Below are 24,584 nucleotides of genomic sequence, written 5' to 3'. Positions count from 1 at the left end.
ATAGCGCCTCCGGACGCAGGCGCCACCCGCTCATTTCGTGTCCGGAACACCTTTGCTGGTCGAGTATTCGAAATGCAGAGCCTGCTCCGGGTTAACGATCGGATAGATCGCATGAACCGCCATCGCAGCTTCGCTGAACCCCTGAAGAATGAGCTTGAGCTTACCCGGATAAGTGGCAACATCGCCAATGGCGAACACGCCCGGCAGACTGGTTTCACAGGAGGAAGGCGTAACCGGAATCGTGGAGCGGATCTGGTCCATGCCCCACTGCGCGACAGGGCCGAGATCGGTGGCCAGACCGAAGAAAGCCAGCAGATGGTCCGCATCCAGAACGCGGCTCTCGCCATCCAGAGTGGCCAGTTCAACCCCGGAAAGCCGCCCCTCCTCGCCTTTCAGCGACTTCAGCTGATAAGGCGTGATTTTCTCGATTTCACCTTTCGCCACCGCCTCTTCAAGCTGACGAAGACTCTCCGGCGCGGCGCGGAATTTATCGCGACGATGCACAAGATATATCTTCCGCGCGACCTCGCGAAGAGACAGCGCCCAGTCAAGCGCCGAATCCCCGCCCCCCGCAATCACAAGTGTCTTGTCAGCGAAATCAGCCCGACGACGAACGTAATACTGCACACCGCCCGTGGCCTCATAAGCCTCAAGCCCCTCAAGCGGCGGCCGGTTGGGACCAAAAGCCCCGGCGCCCGCCGCGATAATCACCGCCCTGGCATGAATGATGTCACCCTTGCCGGTCCCGAGCGTAAAGCCGCCCCGATGCCCCTCCAGCGTCTCAACCCGCCGGCCGAGAAGACGAGGAATGTTGAACGGCTCAATCTGCTCAGCAAGATTTTCGATCAGACGCGCACCTTCAACAGCAGGCAGCGCCGGAATGTCGTAAATCGGCTTTTCCGGATAGAGCGCAGTACACTGGCCGCCAATATCGGCAAGCGCATCAATCAGAATGCTGCTCAGCTTCAGCATGCCGCATTCAAAAGCCGCGAACAGACCGGTCGGCCCCGCGCCGATGATCGCAACGTCCGTTATGATGGTCTCGCCTGCCATGCAGCGGGCCTCCTGTGTGCTGTGCAGCCCCGGTCAGAGGCCGTGAATTGTGATCCGGTGCGGAATATTTGCGACAGACAGCGACGGGAGGCAATGCCCCGGCACAGGCCCGACCATTCATCCGCCGGAAACCACGAGCCGGGAAAGACCGGGCAGGGCCGCCAGCCTCACGACACCGGCGATCACCCCCCAAACGTCACCTGATCTGCAACGACCTGCCTCCGGATGCCAGTCTGACAGAGGACGGAAACCTGCCTTTCCGTAAACCCGGACGCCGAAAAGCCCATTTTCGAACCCCCACCGAACAAGGCCTCCGACATGACACCGCAGATTCCAGCCAGGACATAGCCGCCACTGCGCGGCAGATTCCGGAACACCGCTGCCACAGCCGGAACATTTCGCACGACAGATGCCCGCGCAACAACCACGCGCGAAATTCAGTCCGCCCCCGAAAACCCCCGCCCGCTACCCATGCGTTGCAATAACGCGGGAAGACGAAGCCGCCACCGGCGCTTTTCCGGAACCACCGGCAGCACGGCTATTGGCCGGATCATCGGTCCGGTTCCACCACCCGCCCCCAAGAGACTGGAAAAGTCCAACAGTGTCGGAAAGCCGCGCCGCACGGGCTTCAACCAGACTGAGCCGCGTCTGAAGCGAACTCGTCTGCACATTCAGAAGCGCCACCTGACTGAGCGCGCCAAGTTTCGTTTCCACCTGAGAAATGGTCGCGGTGCGGCCCGCCTGGGAAGCCGCTTCGCTGGCCTGGGTCAGCGCCTCCGCATCGTTGTGAACAGCATTGAGACTGTCCGCGACATCCTGCACCGCACTCGCAATGGTCGAGCGATACTGCGCCGCCGCCTGATCGTAACGCAGACGGGCGCCCTTTTCCTGATGCTGAAGCTGAAAACCATCAAACAGCGGCTGGGTAAGCATCGCGCCCAGAGTCCACTGGCCATAACCCGGCACAGCCATCTGCGAGATGGTCGCGGCCGCAAACCCCGGAGAGAAGCCAAGCTGAACATTCGGCAGACGATTGGCAACGGCAACACCCACCAGCGCACAGGCGGAATGGAAATACTCCTGCGCCGTGCGGATGTCAGGCCGCTGATCGATCAGCTGCGCCGGCAGACTGACAGGCAGATTCTCCGGCAGATGAAACCGGTCAAGCTCGAACTCCGGCGTCGGCGCGTCCGGCATATCGTTCGCCAGCGCCGCAATCTCGTCATGCAGCGTCGCAAGCGTCTGCCGGAGATCAGGCAGACCCGCTCTGGTCTGAGCCAGAAGCGTGCGCTGCATCGCAACATCATTGCCCGACATGTTGCCTAACGCCTGCTGGGCAATCGTCGAATTCAGAATACGTTCCTGAGCGGCAATCATCTCCTGCGTCGTGCGGATCTGCTCCCGCACCATGGCATAGGAAATAGCGGCGTTGACAGCCGAGCTGGTGAGCGTGAGCCAGGTCGCCTCAAGCTGGTAACGCTGAGCATCCCGCTGCGCTTTTGCCGATTCCACCTGTCGCCGCACCCCGCCCCAGAGATCCGGCGAATAGGAAATGTTCAGCTGCGCCGTGTGGATCGTATAATTCCAGTTATCCGCCAGCGGCACGTTCGAATAGGCGCGCGAGGTCTTGAAGCGCGCCGGATTATACATGCCGCTGACCGACGGATACAGCGCACTCTCGCTGGCTTTCTTATCCTGCTGCGAGGCCAGAAGCGCTTTCGTCGCCGCCTCCAGCGTCGGACTGCGCTCCAGAACATGCCGGACCAGCCGGTCAAGCTCCGGATAATGAAACAGCGTCCACCAGTCGGCGGGAATGTCAGCCCCCGCCGTAAACGTCTGGGCCGCGCCCTGCGGCACCGCCGGAACATCGGTGGTGGCCGCCGTCACACCTCCCTGAACATAATGCGTCCGCGGCGCAGCCGGACGATGAAAGTCAGGACCAACAGCACAGCCGGAAAGCACAGCCGCCCCCCCAAGGAACAGCCCGACCCGGCCCGAACCCCTCCGGCCCCCGCCCTTCACAACGCCCCTGCCCTGCTCAGTCATCCCTGCTGTCTCCCGACGAGGCTGTATTCTGTTTCCGGGCATCGCGCTTCTCAACCCAGGCCTCAAGCTCGGCATAATAAGTCGGCAGAATAAAGAGCGTCAGAACCGTGGCGATCCCGAGACCACCAACCACCACCGTGGCCAGACCACGCTGAACATCGGTGCCGATGCCGGTCGCAATCGCCGCAGGCAACATGCCGACCGACGCCACCGTCGCCGTCATCAGAACCGGCCGGAAACGCTCGCCCGCCCCCTCGATCACCGCATCCCGCAACGCCATACCATCTGACCGATGACGGTTGATGTTGGACACCATGATAATACCGTTCTGAATCGCAACGCCAAACAGCGCGATGAACCCGACAGTCGTGGCCACATTCAGCGTCTCGCCCCGCACATGCAGCGCCACCAGACCACCCAGAGTGGCAAGCGGAACCACGGCAAGAACCAGCACCGCCTGCCGAAACAGCCGGAACTCCCCGAACAGCAGAACCAGCATGGCCGCGAACATAATCGCCAGCGCAATCGTCAGACGCGCCTGAGCACGCTGCTCCTGCTGAAAAGTACCCGCCCACTCAAGACGATATTTCGACGCGTCGAAATGAACGAAACGATCAATATGCGCCTGCGCGTCCGGCAGATACTGGGACAGCGGGCGACTGCCATTGTTCACCCGGATCGTGATCTGCCGGTGATTGTATTCATGCGAAATATTGGACTGTCCGGTTTCCAGAGCAATCTTCGCCAGCGCCTCCAGCGGAATCTCGGCGCCCGAAGAGCCGGTCAGCGGCAGATGAGCCAGCAACTGAAGATTGCGGGTCTCGTCGGTCTGGAAACGAACCGTCATATTGTAGGTGCGGTCACCGATATAAAGCTGTGAAACAGCCGCATCGCCAATGCCGTTCTGAACGACATTCATGACATCGGAAATTTTAACGCCATAGCGCGACATCGCCGGCCGGTCGGCAACAATGGAAAGCTCCGGAATCTCCGGCCCCTGAAAGATCGAGGCATCCGTCGTCCCGGACACGGTCTTCAGCTGGCGCACAATGTCCTCGCCAACCCGCCGCATCTCACGGAAATCCTCCCCGTAAACACGCAGAACAAGTGGCGAATGCGCGCCACCGACCAGATCGTTCATCCCGTCTTCGATCGGCTGGCTGATGTCGAAACTGATCCCCGGAATCTGATGCAGCCGCTGCCGCAGCTTCTGCTCGAACTGCGCCTTGGTCTCTCCCTTCGGCCAGGTGCTGTACGGCCTCAGACCAACCGGCATCTCGATATGCGACGGCGTCCACGGATCAGTGCCGGAATCGTTACGGCCAAGCTGCGTAATGGCATAGGACGTCTCTGAAAACGAATGAATGGCCCTGCGGATCTCACTGGCAATCTCGCTGGCCTTGTCCAGCGAAATGCCCGAAGGCAGCTCAACCTGAAGCCAGAGCGCCCCCTCATCAAGCTCCGGCAGAAACTCCCGGCCAACCGTCATCCCGAGAATGACGACAAGCGCGAACGCAATCCCGCCGCCGGCATAAGCCAGCAAAGGACGATCAACAAAATGACCGAGCCAGTGACGATACTGCCGGTGCAGCCACTCCAGCGGCCTGTTGTGAAACAGCCGGTGCGGCTTACGCATCGCAAGCCACGCCAGCGCCGGCGTCAGCATGGTGGCACTCAGCAATGCGCCGAACAGCGCGAAGCTGACCGTATAGGCCATCGGGCGAAAGAGCTTCCCCTCGGACCCCTCGAACGCGAAAAGCGGGCTGTAAGCCACAATGATAATCAACGTGGAAAACAGAATCGAACGCCCGATCTGATTCGTCAGCGTCAGAACGTCCTTCAGTTCAATCACCTCCGTCGGGCGCTCCTCCCGCAACCGGAGAATGGCCTCGGTGATGACAATGGCGCCATCCACGACAACGCCGAAATCAATCGCCCCCAGAGAAAACAGATTGGCCGCCATCCCGAGCGCATTCATCACAACGAACACAAAAGCCAGCGCCAGCGGAATGGTGATCGCGGCCACCAGCGCGCTGCGCGGGCTGCCCAGGAAAATCAGCAGCACGATAATGACAAGCCCGACACCCTTGAAAACCGTGTCCATCACCTTGTCAGTGGTGGCGTTCACAAGCGTATCGCGGTCGATATAGGGGACGATCCTCACCCCCATCGGATCAAGCTGCTTCTGCAGAACCGCAACCTGCTGATGAACATTCTTCAGCACCAGAGACGCATTCTGGCCGGTGAGCATCTGCACGATGCCCTCAATGGTGTCGGGATTGCTGTCCTTGCCCAGAATCCCCTCGCGAACCTGATGCCCGAGCTGAAGCTGCCCGAGATCACGCAGCAGAACCGGAATACCATGCCGCTGGATCACAGCGATATTGCTCATGTCGTCGAGATTACGCACCAGCCCGTTGCCACGAACCACGTAGGACTGATCCCCGCGCGTCACACGCCCCCCGCCGGCATTGGCATTATTGCTCTGGATTGCGGTCAGAACGTCGTTGAGCCCGATATTGTAGCGCTGAAGCGCCCCGGGCTTGAGAACCAGCTGATATTCCTTGGTGAACCCGCCAAAATTGTTGACCGTCGCCACACCGGGAATCTGCAACAGGGCCGGCATCACCACCCAGCGCTGAAGCTCGGAAAGCTGCATGAGATTGGCGCGATCGGATTCCAGCGTGTAGCGGTAGATTTCCCCGGACGGACTGGTCACCGGACCGAGCCCCGGCGTCGCGCCATAAGGCACCGTCACCTGAGCCAGCTGCTCGGTCACGCGCTGCCGGGCGAAATAAACATCCGTGCTGTCTTTGAAAATCAGCGTAATCAGCGACAGACCAAACGTACTGGATGAGCGCGTATCCACCAGCCCGGGCGTGCTGGCCAGCTGACGCTCCAGCGGAATGGTAATCTGCTGCTCGATCTCCTCGGCAGCCAGCCCCGGAACCTGCGTCGTCACCATCACGGTAACGGCGGACAGATCCGGATAAGCCTCAACAGCAATGTTGCGCCAGGAAATAACGCCCCAGACAGCCAGGATGATGGCGCCGAGAAAGACTATCCGGCGCTGACGCAGGCAGCCTGCAATGATCGCGTTAATCATCGTTGAGCAGGATAGCGCCCGAGGTCACAATCCTCTCGCCGGCACTCAGCCCGGAAAGAACGCGGCAGTTATCGCCATCGTCATAAATAATCCGCACGGAACGCCGCTCGAATGTGTGCGGCCTCACTTCCACAAAAACGGTCACCGCATCGTTGTTCATCAGCAGAGCGGATTGCGGCACCGAAAGCGTCGGCGGCTCCGGCTCCATAACGGTCATGCTGGCATACATGTTCGGATGCAGCTTGCCGTCCAGATTGGGCAGAATGACGCGCACATCCAGAACCTGCGAGTCGGGCTGCATGATCGGCGTAATGCCCGACACGGTGGAATGAAAGATTTTGCCCGGAAACGCCGGCATCGTCAGATTGACCGGCTGCCCGAGAGCCAGACCGGCAATATCGCGCTCCGGCACATCCGCCACCGCCCAGACTTCATCAATGCTGGTGACAACCACAAGCGGCTGCGTGATGTCGGTGATGTTCACGCCCGCCGTGGCGTTCACAATGCTGACATCGCCCTCGATCGGCGATTTCAGGGTCATCACCCCGCTGTCCGTGGTGCTCGCCGACAGCGCGTCCAGCTTCGTCTGGGCGCGGTCCTCCTCCGCCTCCGCTTCGGTCAGAGCCGCCCTCGCCGAGTCGAGGTCCTTCGCCGTCCCGCCACCCGCAGAGAGAACGCCCTGATTGCGCTTAAACGTCCGGCGGGCCAGATCGAGATCCGCCCTGGCCCTGATCTCATCCGCCGTCGCCTGAGCCACATCGGCGGACAGAATATGCGCCAGCTCATCGCCGACCTGAACATGATCGCCAATCTTCACGGTCATATCGATAATGCGACCGGCGGACGGCGGCAGCACCGTTACGTTCCGGGAAGGTTCGGCCACGATGGTCCCGGGCGACGTCGTGCCACGATCCCACCGGCTCATGCTGACAGGGCCGACAACCAGCCGCTTATCCACCGGAGAACCCGGCTCAACCGCCAGCAGCCCGTTGGGACGATGCTGCACGTCCGGAACCGGCGCCGGCGCGCTGTCAGCCCCCCGCGCGGAATGGCCGGCGCCGGCAAAAGCCAGACCGATCAGAACCGGCAGCACCGCGACAGCAGGCCGGCACAACGCCCGGAATACGGAAAAAGCGACATGGAGCGACATCAGGGTCCGGGAGTCATCAGCCACGGGCAGACACGCTGTCCCTGAGGTCGGAATGGATTTCAGGCAACATGCACCGCCATCGTGAAGATAATATGGCAATCCGCCCGCGTCCTCCGGTGCCACGAAAAAGTGCGCCACGGCGGTCGGGCCGCCGATTGCGCCTGAGAGACCTGCACCTAAAACAGCCACGCCGACTCTGCAACGGCCTGACACCCGTTTCAGGCGATACGGAGCGATACATTTTTTAAATTTTTATGTCGATCTTCAACTGAAACAGAAGAGACCGGTCATCACACCCCTCACCGTCTTCTGATCTGCCATGCGACACCAGGGGCCTCCCGCACGCGTAAAGCCCGTGGACAGCAGGACAAAAACAGGTGAATGACCGCCTTTCCCCTTTCGCCTTTCATGACAGGTCGAAACATGTCGCCCGCGCTCGCGCTCCAGACGATTCAAACCACCGGTCGTCTGCCGTTCTATCTGATTGCCCTGCTCGGCCTGATAACGGCGATCGGGCCGATTTCAACAGATATGTATCTCCCGGCCTTCCCGCAGCTCGATCGCGACCTCGGGGGCGGCCCGGGCTCGGCGCAGTTCACCCTCGCAACCTGGTTCGCCGGACTCGCGGTCGGGCAGTTCTCCTGCGGGCCACTCTCGGACCGGTTCGGACGCCGGGTGCCCCTCCTGCTCGGCATGGGAATCTACACCCTGGCCTCGGCCGGATGCGCCATGACCGGAGACTACCGGGCGTTCTGCCTGTTCCGCTTCCTCGCCGCAGTCGGCGGCTCGGCCGGCAGCGTCGTGCCGCGGGCCTTCATCCGGGACGTCGCGACAGGCCGCGAAGGCGCCAGAATCATGACCCAGCTGACCCTGATCTTTGGCGTGGCGCCAATCCTGGCCCCCTCGCTCGGCGGCCTGGTCCTGGCCGTCGGCGTCTGGCGCTGGATTTTCTGGATCGCGGTGATCTACGGCCTCCTGGCCATCGCGGCGATCTGGTTCCTGCTCCCGGACACCCTGCCCCTGTCAAGGCGCCTGCGCCTGCCTCCCATGGCAATCCTCGCACGCTACATAACAATCCTGAAAGAACCCCATTTCGTCCTCAACGCCCTGATCGCCAGCGCCGGCACGTTCGTCATGTTCGCCTATCTCGGCGGCTCCCCGGTCGTGTTCGAACACCTGCTCGGCTTCACACCACAGCAATACGCCCTGTTCTTCGGCGCCAACGCGGCGGTGTTCATCGCCTCAACCCAGGTCAGCGGGCGGCTGGTCCATAAGGTCAGACTGGCCTCCCTGATGCAGGCCGGCATTTACGGCACGGCACTGATGGCCGGACTCTTCCTGCTGCTCACCGCCACCGGCATCGCCACACCGGCGCATCCGCTCCTGATCGGCGCACTGATCATGGGCGTCAACGCCGCGCTGGGATTCGTCGGCGCCAACGCAACGGTCCTGGCGTTCCATCATCATGGCGCACACGCCGGCAGTGCTTCGGCCATGCTGGGGACAATGCAGTTCACCATCGGCGCCGTCAGCGGCCTCCTGATGGGATTCATGCCAACCAGTTCCGTGGTCCCGATGGCCGCCGTCATGGCCCTGGGACCGGTCATGATGCTGATCGCCAACACGCTGCGCCGCCGCTGGTGCGCGGAAATGACCGAATAAAAACAGGACCCGCCCGCGCCAGCCTCAGGATTCATTCCTTCAGACAGAGTACGAAGCTTTTGCGCCACGGATTGCCGCCATGACTGCACATGCGCGTCCGTCATAACCTGCGGCAATACGTCGCCAGGCTTTGACCCCTGCGAACATGTTCCCGATGTGAACGACGCTTTTTATACAAATATCGGCAATAAAACCGCTTTGATGTCCGGTTTCTCTCTGGCGAAAAACAGACTGCGATATTCAGCTCCGCGAGAAACAGTCTGATTTTGCTACTGTCATAACCCCGATCCCCGACGACTTCTGATGCCTCAGCCCGCAGACCGGCCAGCAGAACGCCCGCACCTTCGGAAATCACCGGCCCTTCCTGCACAGTCAGCTAAAGTCGGACAGATCGCCCCTGAACATCACAGACAGCGTGCGACTTTGAACTCAGCCTGCCTTCTGTCCACCTGACATAGCAGAAAAAAATCCCTTTTAAGCCGGGACACACACTACGGGCCAGCGTGCTGTAAGCACAGATCGCGCCGATCATCAGATACATCGGCAGACCAGGCCCGCTCCGTCAGGAGTCAGGACCACAAAAATCCACCCAAAGACCCCCGTGAACCGGCAGGCAATAACGGCTCAAGCTACCCCACCTGGCCGTCAGTCAGCAAAAACAGTTCATCCACAGACGCTCCGCATGCGCCCCCGTGACTCACCGGTCAGTTCTATGATTTAGCAGCCCCTGAACCCGGCACGAGCTGCCGGGTAATCTGAACATATTCGTCCACATATGTCTGGCTGTTCAGTGACGTGCGCATATATTCCTGTATATTCTTCACCATGCGGCCACGCTTTTCCTCGTCCTGCACAAGATCCTGTATCGCCCGGCCCAGCGCCTGCTCGTCTCCCACGGGAACAAAATATACCATATCGTCCGTAAAGTAATCCCTGAGCCCCCCTGTATCAGTTACAATACAAGGCACCCCCATAACACCGGATTCTTCAACGACAGTAAGTCCGCTTACATATTTATTATCTTTCAGCGGCACAATGACCATAATTGATTTATTATAAAATGAAGACATTTCATCGTTTGTCTTTAAACTGGCAATTTGCATATTGGCGTGTTGCCCGGCAATTGCGATCGCATCCGCATTCTGCGTTGCCAGAAGGAACTCCTCCCCCGGCATCCGGGTCGCGCAGGCGGCAAGCGTCGCCCAGTCCCGGCTGCGATCATTTCCCACAGCGATGATGTTTCCGACTTCTTTTCTGACATATGGTAACATCTCGTCACATCGTATGCCGAATTTCGTAAATTCTACTCGATTGTGAGGAAACATTTTTTTTGCTATGTCGGAGTTCATCCGGCTGTTGAATGTCATTACATCCACATCCTTCAGCAGCCAGCGATAGAATTTCTGCCTCAGCCGGTTTTCTGGCCATTTATCGATCAGCCACACGCTCTGTCCGATAACTTTTATCCTGTTCAGCCGCATCAGTTTTTTCAGAAGCATGACCCCCAGCATCTGGGACTCATTATAGGTCCAGACCACATCCGTACCGGACCGAATCTTTCCGCGGTTTCTCCAGACCTGCATAAAATCAAATCCAAATACAAGCCTCGCGGCATAACGAATATATTTCTGAAAAAATGTTTCTTTTTGAATATCTTCAGAATAGGTAACCCTGATATCGTCAGAACTACCTCTGTAATATCCATAGGCATAAGGCTCATTAGTCCCCAGTATTTTTTTGTTCCGGAATTGTTCATTCCAATTCCTGCCGCCATACCCATAGCTAAGCTGAACAAATACATTTATCATCAGTAGCCTCTAATAAAAATCAATTAACCACTATGAATAAATACATTTCCAAGTCAATGACCACAACCTGCCTATACAGAACTTTCAACACTACGGAGAACAAAAAGATAAAACTGGTGGTCATCAATTAATACTGAAACAGCACACCCCCCTCCGGCTCAAAGCAAACCAGTAAAAAATCCGGTCCACAAAGAAAATATCATGACAGATGCGCTCATCAGAAAACTCCGGGAGCCCCCCGGCGCGGGAAGAGGTTTCCCACCGCGATAATGTGATGCACGGTTCACAGACTTTCATGCGGCGGCACCGGCGAACCACCCGGCCCACTCCAGCGTCCGATACTCAGACAGCCCGCCCGCAGGCTGTCCTCACCTGTAAATCGCCGCTCATGGCTCAAAGCAATAGATTAACATTCCTGAGCCTGACGACAACAGAACCATTTCCAGACCTGTCTGTTTATTTATAAACAGATCGAAGTGCAGGGGCATGCCGCTCCCTGTCGGGTTACAGGGACAGAACCCGGGCCGGCGCCAATCTGTAAAAAACCACATCTCAGCAATGAAGGCGGCAGAGCCATGACAGACAGCATAAATCCTGAAAGCGGCCCCCGGGTTTCCATCCGTTACTGCACGCAATGCAACTGGCTCCTGCGCTCCGGATGGATGGCGCAGGAACTGCTCTCAACCTTCGGACAGGCGCTGGGCGAAGTGGCGCTGATCCCGGATACAGGCGGCGTGTTCGAAATCCACGTCGGCGACACCCTCATATGGGAGCGAAAGCGCGATGGTGGTTTCCCGGGACCGAAAGAGTTGAAACAACGGGTCCGCGATGTCATCTCCCCCGAACGCGATCTCGGACATGTGGACCGATAAGCCCGCAAAACAGAACCCCCGATCCCGGAAACCCGACCACCCCTTTTTGCCAGACAGGCATTTTTGTGGTCTGAACAGAGTCACGCCGGTGTCAGCCGTTTTACGAACCGGAACTGCAAATAACAGGTTCAGGCGCTCTCTCTCCGGCAGCGCCTGACGATCCGTACCGGTGTCCATCGCAAGGGATCTGCCGATCATCATGACCGGAAAACGTTTTTTATATCTGCTTCTGCTCTCAGCCGCCGCCACACAGGCACAACCGGCCCGGGCGCAGACAGACAATATCGTGATCGACCCCCGGCAACCCGGAAAGCCATTTCCGCATTTCTGGGAAGAAATGTTCGGATCGGGCCGGGCCGTCCTCGGCCTGCGCGAAAACTACCTGAAGAACCTGTCGCTGGTAAAAAGCATAACGCACTTTAACTACGTCCGCTTCCACGGCGTCTTCGGCGACGAAATGGGCCTCGTCTCGCTCGATAACAACGGACGGCCCGTCTATAATTTCCGCTATATCGATCAGGTGTATGACGCCCTGCTCGCCCGTGGCGTGCGACCCTTCGTGGAAATCGGCTATATGCCAGGCCTGCTGGGCTCGGATTCATTTCGCAGACGCGGCGGGCTACAGCCGTTGCAGCCGGAAGCTCAGCAGTTGCACCGCGTAACCGATTACAGCAGCGGGACATTCTGGTACCGCGCCAACGTGTCGCCCCCGGCGGATTACGCGCAGTGGGATGACCTGATCCGGGCCTTTACCCGCCATGTCGAGACCCGCTACGGAAAAAACGAGGTCCGTCACTGGTATTTCGAAGTCTGGAACGAGCCGAACCAGGCCTCCTGGGGCGGCAATCCCCAGATGGAGACCTATTTCACACTCTACGATCACACCGCCCGCGCGATCAAAGCCACTGACCCGCAACTGAAAGTCGGCGGACCGGCCACAGCCACGACAAGCTGGGTGCCCGAGTTCCTGGCGCATGTCACAGCGGCACACAGCCCCATAGATTTTCTCTCAACTCATGTTTACGCCAACGATCCGCCCGACCGCGTGCCGGTTCCCGACGCACAGAAAACACCGGCGCATATGGTGTGCGCGGCCACAGCCCATGTCGCCGAACTTCAGCGCGCCGCCAGACAGTCGCGCCTGCCCCTCATCATTTCCGAATTCGGAGCCGACTGGAATTCGGATGATGGCCTGTCCGCCAGCCCTTATCTCGGCGCGTGGCTGGCCCAGACCGCGCATGACTGCGACGGCCTGACCGCGATGATGAGTTACTGGACATTCTCCGATAATTTCGAGGAACAGGGCATCCCCCGCGCCGAACTCCCCGGCGTCTTCGGCGTCGTGTCCGAACAGGGAATCCCAAAACCGGCTTTTCATGCCTTCGCTCTTCTGCACAAACTCGGCGAACGCCGCCTGCCGGAAAGCAGTGATTCCGCCCTGATCACACGAAATGCGGACGGCCGTCTCGATGTCGCTTTATGGAATTACGGCCCGCCCGACCTTCCCGGCCAGCACATAACATCCGATGGAAAGAACAGGATCTTTCATCTCCGCCTCCGGTCCGCCCCGACCCGTGTCACAGCACGAATATGGCGTGTCGATCAGGCGCACGGCAACGTCATGCCCGCCTGGAAACGTCTCGGCGAACCCGCCGTGCCCACACCGGCGCAACAGAAAGAACTGATCCGGGCAGCCGCCCCGGATACCGGGCAGGACATCGTCATCCCCGAAAGCGGCATCGATATCGCCGTCCCGTCACAGGGGCTGGCGTTGCTGGAAGTGGAACGCAGCAGCCTGAACTGAAACTCCCGCCAAAATTTCCTTTTCAGAAAAGGAAATATAAGAAATATCAACCCGATAAACCGGCTCAGGCCGCGCTCAGCCTTCTTTGCAACGCATCAATAGCGGTATGATGAAACACCTCGATCCCGTTCCGCCGAAGCAACGCCGTGGTGACACCCGCCCCCGGATGAACCCTGCCTGAAAAACTGCCATCGTAAATATACGAACTCCCGCAGGACGGGCTGCCATCCGTAAGAATGGCAAAAGCACAGTTACAGTCGAGCGCCAGAGCAAGCGCCTTCCGCGCGCCGGCAATAAAGAGATCCGTCACATCCTCACCCCCATCAGTGACAATGCAGGCCGCCCCGTCGAGAACAGCTTCCCCGGAACAGCCACCGGCAATTTCCGCGGGCGAACGCGGAACACTGAAGCCCGCGCTGAGTTCCGGACACACGAAAACAAGCCGCCCCTCGGCCCGCCACCGATCCAGCGCCGGATGACGGACGGATTTCGCGGTGCCATTATAGCGGACAGGCTGGCCAGACAGGCAGGCGCTGACAAGGATTTTCCGCATCAGAGAACAGTTCCCCGCCGGCACAAACCGGCCTTCATACGCTCCGGCCCAATTTCTGATCTACGGAAAATCCCTGACCCCGACACATTTCATCCCTCCCCGACCAGTCGTTTTCAGAACAGCCATAACCGGTCAGAGCAATATCGTCACACGGCAGGACAGCAAACACCCCCTCATGACACACGGAAAGCCGGACGCAAACAGCACACGGAACCCCGTCCCCGCAACTGCCGTTACTGCGACAGGACTGCCGACATTGTCCGTCTGCCCGAAGGAGAAAAACGGATGTCTGATCTTACAAAGAAAAAATGCGCGCCCTGTAGCGAAGGCGCCACGCCGCTGAGCCGGAACGAAGCCGAAGCATGGCTCGCCCGGACACAGGACTGGTCACTTCAGGACAACGCCACGCGGATCGAACGACATTTCAGATTTCCCGATTTCGCCGCCGCGCTGGCTTTCGTCAATCAGGTCGGAGCCCTGGCGGAAGAAGAAGACCATCACCCCGATATTTCATTCGGCTGGGGCTACGCAACGGTTTCATTCTCCACCCACAAAATAAAAGGGCTGCACGAGAACGATTTTATCATGGCAGCCAAAGTCAGCCGACTGACCCGGGAATAATCCCTCCGCCCGCAGCCCCGCTCCTGTTCTCCGTCCGCAAAATACAGACGCCTGTTTTATGCTGCCCGACAAAACCTTCAGCATAAAACAGCCACGTTTCGGACCGGTCTATTTCTGCGGCGTCGTATTCATTTCCTGCATCAGCGCCTGAACCCCCTCGGGGCTGGAGTTGACCAGCGCCACATTGGCAGGATTCAGTTTCGGAGCCTGCGGCGAGCTCTGCGCCTGCGGGTTCTGCGTCAGCGCAACGGTCATTCCAAAACAGGTAAGACCCAGCACGAAGTCGCGCGCCGTAAAACCATGCGCCTTCAGAAAAGGATCAAGCCCCTGCACCCCGTTGATGCGCTCAATGGTCGCATCCAGCGACAGATGGCCGGCCGGAGGCGGCGGCTGAAGCCCCGAAGCACGAAGAGCCTGCAACGTGCTGGTCATGCGCGGTATGAAATCAGGCGGCAGACGATAGGAAGCCGCCGTCTGCACGTCCTTACGCATCTGAGCCATTTCCTCAGCCGTGGGCTGCACGGCCGCCGGCTGCTGTTGCGATGCATCCTGCGCCATGCCGGCGGTGGAGGACATGAGCAACACGACAAGCGCAAGAGCCGATGCAGCGCGGCGTGGTGCGAAACTCTGTATGATCATGAAATATCAGGCTCCTGATTGATCCGTTGGTGTTTATCTGCCCTGTTCACCCGGGACATTGCAAATCCCCGCACAGCACCGACAGTATATCGCAATGTCCCGGACATCGCATGTCAGCCGGGAACAGACCGGGGGCCGCCCCTCACACAGAGGTGACCCACTCCCCGGCACGCATCAGAGGCACCGAGCCACCCGCGGCATCCAGACCACTGACACTGACCTCGCCGGAGCCAATCATCCAGTCAATATGGATCAGACTGCTGTTGGCCCCGCGCCGCGCCAGATCCTCCGGCGTCTTGCCACCATCATCCGTCATACACTCGGAATAGGCCTGCCCCAGAGCAATGTGGCTGGACGCATTCTCATCGAACAGCGTGTTCTGAAAGAGCAGACCACTCTGCGAAATCGGCGAGGAATGCGGCACAAGCGCCACCTCACCCAGCCGTCGCGCCCCCTCATCGGTGTCAAGAACACGCCCGAGCACGCTTTCACCTTTCGAAGCATGAGCCTCGACAATCCGCCCGCCCTCAAAGCGAACCTCAATCCCCTCGATCAGCGTGCCCTGATAGGACAGTGGCTTCGTGCTGCGAACATATCCCTCAACCTGCAAACGATGCGGCGTGGTAAACACCTCTTCGGTCGGAATGTTCGGATTACAGACGATGCCGTTCTTCGCCTTGCTGGACCCGCCCGCCCAGAGGTGCCCGTCAGCCAGTCCGATCGTCAGATCGGTCCCCGGACCGGTGAAATGCAGAGCGTCGAAACGGCGGTCATTCAGATAATCCGCGCGTCGGTGAAGCTGCTCATTATGCTCCGCCCAGTCAGCAATCGGATTATCGCCATTGATCCGCGACGCCGCGAAGATCGCCTCCCAGAGCTTCGGCACGGCCACCACCTCCGGCTCCCCGGGAAAGACCAGCGCCGCCCAGGCCGGTGTCGCGGCGGCAACGATGTTCCAGTTGACGGCAAACCCGGTGATGATCTCAAGCGCCGGCCGGTTAGCAATCGAAGCCGCACGACTGGCACGGGACACCAGATCCGGATTCTGACCGCTAAGAAGCGCCGGATTCCCGCCTGTAACAGCCATCCGGGCCGCGCCCTCACGAAACCCGGTCGCCATACCGTCGGCCAGCCAGGTCGCCGCCGTATCGAACGTATCTTCCGCCGCATTGCCAAAACGGGCCAGCGCCGACTCATCATCGGAATAAAACGTCGTGACAAGCGAAGCACCCGCCTTATAGGCGTGTTTCGTGATCTGCCTGACAAGCGGAACAGCGTCGAGAGGCGCCGTAACAATCACCTGCTGACCATGCCGGACATTCAGCCCGACATGAACAGCAGCCTGAGCAAGCCTGTCGATCCCGGCTTCAACGCGTTTCTCGACAGGACAGAGTGTGACCATGAAAAAGGGCTCCCGTTTGACATTTCGCAGCGGATTACCCGACCGGAAGCCGGTTAAACCGCTGTGATGACAGAAGCCAAAGTGAGCACCCGGGCCGGAAAAGCGCAACCCGGCAGCAGAATGAGAGACATGTCCGCAGTGTGAAGGTCTGTCGAAAAACGGTTCCAGTGCCGGAACCACACCTCCGCCAGAACGTCCACAACAACAATTTCCGATCAACCTGTCCGCCGGAACATCACGGACATGAAACAGGACAGACCGCCAGCTGAAACAGCCGGGCGCGGCGCCTGACACCCCCGCCACACACCGCATCCGGAAACCGTCACGAAACCAGCCCCGCCTCAGCGGGAAAACATAACCGGCAACATGAAGAAATCCGGTCCCGCGCTTTCCCCCGTTACTGCGCCGGACAGTTCTGCGATCGCGCGGAAACGCCGGCACCCGCCGGCCGCCCGTTGCCGGACAAAGCCCGCGTCGAGGTCAGATCACGGATATGCCCCGGCAGACCCGTGTCATGCAGGCGGAATGTGCCAAGCATGGCACTCAGTTCCACAACCTCTTCCGCAAGATTCCGGCTCGCGGCGGAGGTCTGCTCAACCACGCCGGTATTCTGCTGCGTATTATGGTCAATGGCCGCCACCGCCGCGTTAACATCCTGCAACCCGCTCGCCTGATCGCGCGCCGCCTCGACAATGGCCGAAATGTGCTCGTTAATTTCGCCAACATCCCCGATGATCGTTTTCAGAACGGTCCCCGTCTCGCCAACAAGCTCCACACCGGACCGCACCTCTTCACGCGCCTGCCCGATCAGACCCTTGATTTCCTTCGCCGCATCGGCAGACCGCTGGGCAAGAACACGCACCTCCGCCGCAATGACCGCAAACCCCTTGCCGGTCGTCCCCGCGCGGGCCGCCTCCACGCCCGCATTCAGCGCCAGCAGATTCGTCTGAAAAGCAATCTCATCCATCATGTCGGTAATGCTGCCGATCGCCTGCGAAGACCGCTCAATAGCGCTCATGGTCTCAACCGCTTCCTGAACAACCCGCGCCGACCGCTCCGCATTCGCCTGGGACCGCTTGACCAGCCCCCCCACATCCTCCGCGCGCTTCGCGGTCGAACGCACGGCAATCGTAATCTGATCCAGCGTGGACGCGGTTTTTTCCACCGATTCCGCCTGCTGAAGCGTGCGCTTCGACAGATCCTGCGCCGCTCTGCTGATTTCACCAACAGCAGCCTCAATCGAGCCGGAAACCTGTGCCACGGACTGAAGCGACTCACGCAGAGTCTGCACCGAATTGTTAAAATTAACCCGCAGAGGCTGATAGGACGCCGGCAGATCACCGGTAATCTCGCAGGTCAGATCCTTACGGGCCACCCCCGCCATCGCCTCCCCGAAACTATCGGAAACACGCTTCTGCTCCTCGGCAATAGCACTTTCCTGACCACGCTGCCGGGCTTTTTCAGCCTCCTCAATATAGACGGACAGAGCAAGATCCATATCGAGCAGCACAGCTTTCGCCAGACTGCCCAGCGCCTCTCCAAACTGCTCCGATGTCATCACCGGCTTTGACAGAAAACGGCTTTTCGGAAAAATCTCTTTGACGGCACTGTTGATAAGATGATCCAGGATAATGGCGTACCCGCCCATATACCATCGCGGCTCCAGCCCGATCCGCGCATGAACCAGACCAACCGTCTGCGACCGCGCCGCATAATCCTGACTGAAATCACCTTCGGAAATATTGTCCCAGTGCCCGGCCTGCGCGGCCCTCGCCCGCCTGATGTCCTGCTCCGACGAAAAGAATTTCATGGTTTCAGGAGTCTTGCGGACCTGCGCATAAAATTTATCGAGCGCAACCGGCAGTTCCCTCTGCACAAGCGGCTTCAGAGAACGGATCGCGGCACAGCTCGCCGGTGTCATCTGCATGAAACTCAGACGCTCGCTTACCGCCCTCTCAGCGGAATCCTGCTTCGCGGAATCTATTTGGGGCCGTAATGAGTTTGACATAGAATTTTTCACCTGATCTGCCGGAGATATTCGATATTATCTGCTTTTTCTGTCTCCGCTCTTCAGCAAAGAGCGCGGCGCCTTCTTCCCGGCAGCAATGCGCGCGCGCCCGCCTGCCCGCGCGCCTTTGCCCGTGACATCATATCCCTGCGACAGACTGAGACATGCTGAAAGCTCCCTTCCGGCCATTCTGACCGCGCATCAGTCTTGGCGAGAAGCGTTATCGCTTACTTAATGAAGCCGCTGATTGCGTTGGAGCAGGAAAAGATTACTGCGCGTTATGTACTGTTTCTGCGCAAAACGTCCTATGGGCGAACTGAACTGTGTTTTAAGCATAACGGCCTTAATGGTTATCATATATAAGTACCGTTCTGTTGCAGGAAGCCATTCCGGCAATACTAAACCGCCCGCGATATTATAAAAACTCCTGATACTGATTTACGGAAATTTCAGCACCGGAATATGAAACAGCCCTCATCCAGGCAGCACCCCCCGAAAACCCGCCCGCAAAAATCACACGCCTGACCACTTACTCCTCTGAAGTCCTGGAAAAGGTACCCATGCCCAAAAGACGGCGCCCGCAGGCCGGCCAGACTGTTTTCAACTTCAGGCTTCAGGGCGAACAGGAACTGGAAGACGCCTTCAGCCGGCGCCTCCTCCCCGTAAAAATCAACGCCACCTCCCCCGATGCTCCCCCCGGAGCACGCGGCGTTTTCGGAGCGGTGACAGGCGTCGCATTCAGCCGGACACAGTTTCAGGGCGGCTTCACACTGATCCCCGAACTGCCGCATGACGCCATCCTGTTCTGCCTCCCCACAAAGGGACACCTGACCTTTCACGACAAAAAAAAGTCCCTTCAGGCAACCCCTGACACAGCACTGGCCGCCAGCTTCATGGCCGCCAGTTCAATAGACGTTTCCAGAAACCACGCCCATTGCGCCCTCGTCATCAACCGCCCCCTCCTGATCGCCAGAATCTCCCTGCTGCTCGGTCGCGCCGCCATCAGCGAACTGACCTTCGACCCCCGGATGCCAACCCGAAACGAACCCGTCGCCGCCCTGCGATCCCTGCTGTTTTTCATAACGGCGCAAAGATTTTCTTCCGAACTGAACAGAGCCATGCTGACCGCAACCCGCGTGCATGAAATGCTCGTCGATTTCATTCTGGAAAGATGGCCGAATACTTACTCCACCGCCCTCAGCCAGCCGCCTCCGGTCATCACGCCAAGACACGTCAAACTGGCCGTCGACTTCATCCGCGATCACCCGCAACTCGTCTCAAGCGGCACCGAACTCGCCGCCCTGACAGGCGTCAGCCTCCGCTCCCTCCAGGACGGCTTTCGCCGGTTTATCGGATCGTCAATCACAGGTTATCAGAGACAGGTCCGGCTCGAACGCGCCCATGCCGACCTCCTGCATGATTCACACCTGTCCGTGCAGGACATCGCTATGCGCTGGGGATTCACAAACGCCAGCCGGTTCAGCCGCTATTTCCGGGAAGCCTATGGCGTCTCACCAACCCGGCTCTCAAAGCGACGCCCCGCGCCAGCCCCGGAGAATATCAGAACCTGACCGGCTCTCCGCTTTCACACCGGAAGAACACAGCCCCCGCGCCCGATCCGCCGATCAGAAAACCGGCCTCTGGCGGCTCCGGAGCAAAGCCCTGAAAAACCAGATAACACCCGGCAAAAACAGCTCCGGCACAGACCATCATTCCATGAAATGATGGCCCCGCATCCATAAGTTTGCCATCCCCGGCCATTCCGTCGTCAGCGTCCCGGCACGCCCGACCCCGAACCCATGCCCCCCGGCCGGAAACAGATGACGCACAACGGAAACACCACGCTCCTGACAGACATTTTGCATAATTTTCGTATTATCCGGAGCCGCAACCGGATCATCCGCCGCCTGCACCAGAAAAAACGGCGCATCCCCACGACGCACATAAGTCTGAACCGACCAGGCCGCGCTTTCCGCCACCGACGGATCATCCCCGACAAGCACGCGCCGCGTCCGCGTGCCGGCAAAAGGCGGCTCAAGCGTAATCACCGGATAAATCAGCAGACTGAGCGCCACCCGATCCGAAACCGTGTCGATCGCATCCACAGGCGCATAAAGATCCCACTCCGGGCGCGTGCCAGTCATCCCCATCAGATGCCCCCCGGACGAAAACCCCAGAACCCCGATCCGCTGCGGGTCGACCCGAAACTCCCCCGCCCGGTAACGAACAAGCCGCAATGCCCGCCGCGCGTCCTGAAACGGCGCCAGCCGCCCGGCCCCCCAGCCTTCACCAGGAAGACGATAGCTCAGCACAAAAGCCGTAATCCCCAGCGTGTTAAGCCACCGGGCCGCAGGCACAGCCTCACTCCCCATCTCGATCCGCCGGTAGCCACCCCCCGCCGCAATCAGCACCGCAGCGCCATTGGGCCTGCCCGGCCGAAAGACCGTCAGACCCGGCCGGGAAATCCCGCTCATCGCCCCGTTGCGGGACACACGCGGCGCCCCCGATGGCCCCCCGCCCCCCGGCGGCTCCCCCGGCCATAAAGCCACCTCATCCACAGCATCCCCCCGGGCCACCCGCGCAGCCACCAGCGCCGCGAGCGAACCTGTCAGAACGATGCGACGACCAGGCTTCCGCATCACCCGCTCCTGTCTCCCCATCCGCCAGTGCCCGCAGAGACAGCTTTCAGCCCACAACCCGCGCCCTGCCCCGGAAAGAAGTCTGAAGAATTCCGCTCCCTCATTCAACCCGCCTTTCCGCCCTTTATCAGCCCCCGCCGGAGCGCCGCAACTGTCCCGGCATCCCGCAGCCGACATCCGCACCGGACAGCCAGGTCACAGCGCGAAACCAGAACAGACCGGACAGAAAAACCCCTTTCATGATCAAAAACCTTTTCAACCAGTCGATCAGTTCCGCCCGAGCCGCATAACCTCCCTGCACGCCCCCGATCGCCCGCAACGGCTCTCCCGACACCCCCGGCATGAACCGCCAGACAAGACCCCCTGCGGTTTACGGGCAGACCACAGCCTGCGTAATAAGACCGCAACCGCCTTCCCCGCCCCCCTTTCCACCCCGAGGACCTATGATCCGTCTCGACAATATCAGCAAACACAACGGCCATCGGGTGATCTTCATCGAAGCCTCCGCGGCCCTTCAGAAAGGCGAGAAAATCGGGCTGGTCGGACCCAACGGCGCGGGGAAAACCACCCTCTTCCGGCTCATCACCGGCCAGGAAGAGCCCGATGAAGGACAGGTCCTCACCGATCGCGGCATCACAGTCGGCTTCTTCAGCCAGGACGTCGGCGAAATGGCCGGACGAAGCGCGGTCGCCGAAGTCATGGACGGCGCCGGCCCCGTCGCGCAGATCGGCACCGAACTGGCCGGACTGGAAGCCGCCATGGCCGACCCGGACCGCTTCGACGAACTCGATGCCATCCTCGAACGCTTCGGCGAAGTCCAGGCCCGGTTCGAGGAACTCGGCGGCTACGCCCTGGAAGGCCGCGCACGGGAAGTCCTGTACGGCCTCGGATTCAGCCAGGAAATGATGGACGGCAATGTGGACCGGCTCTCCGGCGGCTGGAAAATGCGCGTCGCCCTCGGACGCATCCTGCTGATGAAACCGGATGTCATGCTGCTCGATGAGCCCAGCAACCATCTCGATCTCGAAAGCCTGATCTGGCTGGAACAGTTCCTCGCCGGTTACGACGGCGCCCTGCTCATGACATCGCATGACCGCGCCTTCATGAATCGCGTCATCAACAAAGTCATCGAAATCGACGGCGGCACACTCACCAGCTTCTCCGGCGATTACGAATTCTACGAACAGCAGCAGGCCCTGAACGAAAAACAGCAGCAGGCCCAGTTCGACCGGCAACAGGCCATGCTCGCGAAAGAAGTCGCATTCATCGAGAGATTCAAGGCCCGCGCCTCCCACGCCGCCCAGGTCCAGAGCCGCGTGAAAAAACTCGACAAGATCGACCGCGTCGAACCGCCAAAACGCCGCCAGACCCTCGCCTTCACCTTCCCGCCGCCCCCCCGCTCGGGCGACGCCGTCGCCAGCCTGCGCGGCGTCGATAAAAGCTACGGCAGCAAAACCATCTATAAAAATCTCGACCTGCTCATCCGCCGCCAGGAGCGCTGCTGCGTCCTCGGCGTCAACGGCGCCGGCAAATCAACCCTGCTGAAACTCGTCACCGGCACAACAGAGCCGGATGCCGGAACCGTCACCCTCGGCGGCAGCGTGAAAACCGGCTACTTCGCCCAGCACGCCATGGACCTCCTCGACGGCGACCGCACCGTCTTCGAAACCCTGAACGACGCCTTCCCCCTCGCCAGCCAGGGCTCGCTCCGCTCCCTCGCCGGCGGCTTCGGCTTCTCGGGCGACGACGTCGATAAAACCTGCCGCGTCCTCTCCGGCGGCGAAAAAGCCCGCCTCGTCATGGCACTGATGCTCTTCGATCCCCCGAACTTCCTCGTGCTCGATGAGCCAACCAACCACCTCGACATCGCCACAAAAGAAATGCTCATAACAGCCCTGAAGGATTACGAAGGCACCATGCTCTTCGTCTCCCACGACCGCCACTTCCTCGCCGCCCTCTCCAACCGTGTCCTCGAACTCAACCCCGATGGCCTCCACCGCTACGACGGCGGCTACACGGAATACGTCACCCGCACCGGCCGCGAAGCCCCCGGCCTGCATGAATGAACCGGAAGCCATGTCCACATAAATGGCTCTGTTCGCACTAAGTGTGGCTACCTTTCTCAGGGCTCTGCCCTGAAACCCACCAGGGGCCGGAGGCCTTTGGAAACCTGTTTATTTATCAGAGCCTGTCGTCCGGCAGAGCCACACTCACTCTCCGGACCTTGCCAATATACGTCCGGTCGGACGAGGATTTTATACAGATCGGGCGGAAAGCAAGGTATGCTGACTCCCGGTCATGGATGCTGAACATCTCAACGCACCTTATTTCCGGAATTATCCTGGCAGAAAACACGCACCGCCCGGAACAGGGATACATCGTGACATCGGACGCAGCGGTCTTGACCGAAATATTCTCTGTGCCATGACGGAGCAATGACCGTCGCAGAAAAACAGCACAGCGTCCGGAGACAGATCGTGGAAGCCGCACGTCCCCTTGTCGCCGTTCGCGGTTTTTCCGCCGTCGGCATTTCCCAGATCCTCGAAGTTGCCGGAATTCCGAAAGGTTCCTTCTATCATTATTTTGAATCGAAAGAAGCGTTCGGCGAGGAACTTCTCCGCTGCTACATTGAGAACTACGTGCATAAAATGGACGATGTGTTCGCCGTCCCGCGCCGCACCGGGCGAGAACAGGTGCTCGCCTACTGCACGTTCTGGCGCGATACCCACACCGACGGTCAGGTCGGCGACAAATGTCTGATCGTCAAACTTGGCGCCGAAGTCTCGGACCTGTCCGAGCGGATGCGCGTCATCCTGAAAACCGGAACGACACTGGCCGTCAACCGTCTCACACAGGTCGTTGAAGCCGGTCAGAACGACGGCTCCGTGGCCTCCTCAATGGAACCCCATGACCTGGCAACCGCGGTCTATCAGCTCTGGCTGGGAGCAACCCTCATGGCGATGATCACCCACAGCTCACGATCATTTGATTATGCTCGGGTGGATACAGTCAGATTTCTGGACCATACCTGACACCGTCAGCAGGACGCGGTGTTTTGCGGGCCCGAATCCAGAGACGACCGGTCTAATAATAGTCGACCGGTCGGTTTATAAGTACGGAAAAAAGACGATGAAAATACCATACGTAACGATCCCGGCACCCGGAAATGGTGGATCCATTCGTCGTCACGGCCCTTCCGGATACCGACCCGACGTAAACAT

General features: G+C 59.6%; 17 protein-coding genes. 7 read left to right on the top strand and 10 right to left on the bottom strand.

Annotated features, from left to right (window positions below; translation table 11 throughout):
• Positions 1 to 30: 30 nt before the first annotated feature.
• The 4 genes from GOB90_RS11850 to GOB90_RS11835 all read right to left on the bottom strand — a co-directional run bounded on the left by GOB90_RS11850 (position 31) and on the right by GOB90_RS11835 (position 7,379).
• Positions 31 to 1,053, bottom strand: a complete 1,023-nt coding sequence (locus GOB90_RS11850; RefSeq protein WP_146889070.1) for an NAD(P)/FAD-dependent oxidoreductase — start codon at positions 1,051 to 1,053, stop codon at positions 31 to 33.
• Between the two features lie 465 nt (positions 1,054 to 1,518).
• Entirely contained in the window at positions 1,519 to 3,099 is a 1,581-nt protein-coding gene (locus tag GOB90_RS11845; protein ID WP_146889073.1) for an efflux transporter outer membrane subunit, read from the bottom strand.
• Positions 3,092 to 6,205: an efflux RND transporter permease subunit gene (locus GOB90_RS11840; protein WP_146889076.1), complete on the bottom strand. Its 3,114-nt coding sequence runs from the start codon at positions 6,203 to 6,205 to the stop codon at positions 3,092 to 3,094. Before GOB90_RS11840 ends, GOB90_RS11845 begins: the two co-directional genes overlap by 8 nt.
• The gene (locus GOB90_RS11835; RefSeq protein ID WP_261765973.1) at positions 6,198 to 7,379 is read right to left on the bottom strand and encodes an efflux RND transporter periplasmic adaptor subunit; all 1,182 of its coding nucleotides are present in this window, start codon (positions 7,377 to 7,379) and stop codon (positions 6,198 to 6,200) included. Before GOB90_RS11835 ends, GOB90_RS11840 begins: the two co-directional genes overlap by 8 nt.
• A gap of 399 nt (positions 7,380 to 7,778) precedes the next feature.
• Here GOB90_RS11835 and GOB90_RS11830 point away from each other — a divergent pair, with 399 nt between their 5' ends.
• Entirely contained in the window at positions 7,779 to 9,017 is a 1,239-nt protein-coding gene (locus tag GOB90_RS11830; protein WP_146889147.1) for a multidrug effflux MFS transporter, read from the top strand.
• Positions 9,018 to 9,727: 710 nt separating this feature from the next.
• Here the strand turns inward: GOB90_RS11830 and GOB90_RS11825 are convergent.
• Positions 9,728 to 10,825 carry a glycosyltransferase gene (locus GOB90_RS11825; protein WP_146889079.1) on the bottom strand — a complete coding sequence of 366 codons (1,098 nt, stop codon included), beginning with the start codon at positions 10,823 to 10,825 and terminating at the stop codon, positions 9,728 to 9,730.
• A 575-nt stretch (positions 10,826 to 11,400) separates the two neighbouring features.
• Here GOB90_RS11825 and GOB90_RS11820 point away from each other — a divergent pair.
• Both GOB90_RS11820 and GOB90_RS11815 read left to right on the top strand, forming a co-directional pair.
• Positions 11,401 to 11,697: a SelT/SelW/SelH family protein gene (locus GOB90_RS11820; protein ID WP_146889082.1), complete on the top strand. Its 297-nt coding sequence runs from the start codon at positions 11,401 to 11,403 to the stop codon at positions 11,695 to 11,697.
• 199 nt (positions 11,698 to 11,896) lie between these two features.
• Complete coding sequence (locus tag GOB90_RS11815; RefSeq protein WP_146889087.1) at positions 11,897 to 13,501, top strand: GH39 family glycosyl hydrolase; 1,605 nt, start codon at positions 11,897 to 11,899, stop codon at positions 13,499 to 13,501.
• A gap of 64 nt (positions 13,502 to 13,565) precedes the next feature.
• Here GOB90_RS11815 and GOB90_RS11810 read toward each other — a convergent pair whose 3' ends face one another.
• Entirely contained in the window at positions 13,566 to 14,054 is a 489-nt protein-coding gene (locus GOB90_RS11810) for a DUF523 domain-containing protein (RefSeq protein WP_146889090.1), read from the bottom strand.
• Between the two features lie 285 nt (positions 14,055 to 14,339).
• Between GOB90_RS11810 and GOB90_RS11805 the strand changes: the two genes are divergently transcribed.
• Positions 14,340 to 14,675 (top strand): 4a-hydroxytetrahydrobiopterin dehydratase, encoded by a 336-nt coding sequence (locus tag GOB90_RS11805; protein ID WP_146889094.1) that lies wholly within the window; start codon positions 14,340 to 14,342, stop codon positions 14,673 to 14,675.
• Between the two features lie 108 nt (positions 14,676 to 14,783).
• Here the strand turns inward: GOB90_RS11805 and GOB90_RS11800 are convergent, their stop codons facing one another.
• The 3 genes from GOB90_RS11800 to GOB90_RS11790 all read right to left on the bottom strand — a co-directional run bounded on the left by GOB90_RS11800 (position 14,784) and on the right by GOB90_RS11790 (position 18,724).
• Positions 14,784 to 15,314, bottom strand: a complete 531-nt coding sequence (locus GOB90_RS11800; protein WP_146889097.1) for a hypothetical protein — start codon at positions 15,312 to 15,314, stop codon at positions 14,784 to 14,786.
• A gap of 142 nt (positions 15,315 to 15,456) precedes the next feature.
• On the bottom strand, positions 15,457 to 16,716 hold the full coding sequence (locus GOB90_RS11795; protein WP_146889100.1) for an aminopeptidase: 1,260 nt from the start codon (positions 16,714 to 16,716) through the stop codon (positions 15,457 to 15,459).
• A 397-nt stretch (positions 16,717 to 17,113) separates the two neighbouring features.
• Complete coding sequence (locus tag GOB90_RS11790; RefSeq protein ID WP_146889104.1) at positions 17,114 to 18,724, bottom strand: globin-coupled sensor protein; 1,611 nt, start codon at positions 18,722 to 18,724, stop codon at positions 17,114 to 17,116.
• A 560-nt stretch (positions 18,725 to 19,284) separates the two neighbouring features.
• Between GOB90_RS11790 and GOB90_RS11785 the strand changes: the two genes are divergently transcribed.
• Positions 19,285 to 20,295, top strand: a complete 1,011-nt coding sequence (locus GOB90_RS11785) for an AraC family transcriptional regulator (protein ID WP_146889108.1) — start codon at positions 19,285 to 19,287, stop codon at positions 20,293 to 20,295.
• 138 nt (positions 20,296 to 20,433) lie between these two features.
• On the opposite strand, the gene GOB90_RS11780 is transcribed toward GOB90_RS11785, so the two are convergent.
• Complete coding sequence (locus GOB90_RS11780; protein WP_146889111.1) at positions 20,434 to 21,363, bottom strand: alpha/beta hydrolase; 930 nt, start codon at positions 21,361 to 21,363, stop codon at positions 20,434 to 20,436.
• A 443-nt stretch (positions 21,364 to 21,806) separates the two neighbouring features.
• On the opposite strand from GOB90_RS11780, the gene GOB90_RS11770 reads away from it, so the two are divergent.
• Both GOB90_RS11770 and GOB90_RS11765 read left to right on the top strand, forming a co-directional pair.
• Positions 21,807 to 23,429, top strand: coding sequence for an ABC-F family ATP-binding cassette domain-containing protein (locus GOB90_RS11770; RefSeq protein ID WP_146889115.1), 1,623 nt, complete (start codon positions 21,807 to 21,809; stop codon positions 23,427 to 23,429).
• Between the two features lie 369 nt (positions 23,430 to 23,798).
• Positions 23,799 to 24,395 (top strand): TetR/AcrR family transcriptional regulator, encoded by a 597-nt coding sequence (locus GOB90_RS11765; protein ID WP_146889119.1) that lies wholly within the window; start codon positions 23,799 to 23,801, stop codon positions 24,393 to 24,395.
• The last annotated feature ends 189 nt before the right edge of the window (positions 24,396 to 24,584 follow it).

This window comes from Acetobacter oeni (genome assembly GCF_011516825.1).
Lineage (GTDB): Bacteria > Pseudomonadota > Alphaproteobacteria > Acetobacterales > Acetobacteraceae > Acetobacter > Acetobacter oeni.
Note: the sequence above shows the minus strand (reverse complement) of the source record. Positions and strands in the feature narration are given on the sequence as shown.

What these genes read in the sequence shown, in the direction of transcription:
- GOB90_RS11850 (WP_146889070.1), bottom strand. Translation starts at nt 1,053, where the DNA reads ATGGCAGGCGAGACCATCATAACGGACGTTGCGATCATCGGCGCGGGG.
- GOB90_RS11845 (WP_146889073.1), bottom strand. Translation starts at nt 3,099, where the DNA reads ATGACTGAGCAGGGCAGGGGCGTTGTGAAGGGCGGGGGCCGGAGGGGT.
- GOB90_RS11840 (WP_146889076.1), bottom strand. Translation starts at nt 6,205, where the DNA reads ATGATTAACGCGATCATTGCAGGCTGCCTGCGTCAGCGCCGGATAGTC.
- GOB90_RS11830 (WP_146889147.1), top strand. Translation starts at nt 7,779, where the DNA reads ATGTCGCCCGCGCTCGCGCTCCAGACGATTCAAACCACCGGTCGTCTG.
- GOB90_RS11825 (WP_146889079.1), bottom strand. Translation starts at nt 10,825, where the DNA reads ATGATAAATGTATTTGTTCAGCTTAGCTATGGGTATGGCGGCAGGAAT.
- GOB90_RS11820 (WP_146889082.1), top strand. Translation starts at nt 11,401, where the DNA reads ATGACAGACAGCATAAATCCTGAAAGCGGCCCCCGGGTTTCCATCCGT.
- GOB90_RS11815 (WP_146889087.1), top strand. Translation starts at nt 11,897, where the DNA reads ATGACCGGAAAACGTTTTTTATATCTGCTTCTGCTCTCAGCCGCCGCC.
- GOB90_RS11810 (WP_146889090.1), bottom strand. Translation starts at nt 14,054, where the DNA reads ATGCGGAAAATCCTTGTCAGCGCCTGCCTGTCTGGCCAGCCTGTCCGC.
- GOB90_RS11805 (WP_146889094.1), top strand. Translation starts at nt 14,340, where the DNA reads ATGTCTGATCTTACAAAGAAAAAATGCGCGCCCTGTAGCGAAGGCGCC.
- GOB90_RS11800 (WP_146889097.1), bottom strand. Translation starts at nt 15,314, where the DNA reads ATGATCATACAGAGTTTCGCACCACGCCGCGCTGCATCGGCTCTTGCG.
- GOB90_RS11795 (WP_146889100.1), bottom strand. Translation starts at nt 16,716, where the DNA reads ATGGTCACACTCTGTCCTGTCGAGAAACGCGTTGAAGCCGGGATCGAC.
- GOB90_RS11790 (WP_146889104.1), bottom strand. Translation starts at nt 18,724, where the DNA reads ATGTCAAACTCATTACGGCCCCAAATAGATTCCGCGAAGCAGGATTCC.
- GOB90_RS11785 (WP_146889108.1), top strand. Translation starts at nt 19,285, where the DNA reads ATGCCCAAAAGACGGCGCCCGCAGGCCGGCCAGACTGTTTTCAACTTC.
- GOB90_RS11780 (WP_146889111.1), bottom strand. Translation starts at nt 21,363, where the DNA reads ATGCGGAAGCCTGGTCGTCGCATCGTTCTGACAGGTTCGCTCGCGGCG.
- GOB90_RS11770 (WP_146889115.1), top strand. Translation starts at nt 21,807, where the DNA reads ATGATCCGTCTCGACAATATCAGCAAACACAACGGCCATCGGGTGATC.
- GOB90_RS11765 (WP_146889119.1), top strand. Translation starts at nt 23,799, where the DNA reads ATGACCGTCGCAGAAAAACAGCACAGCGTCCGGAGACAGATCGTGGAA.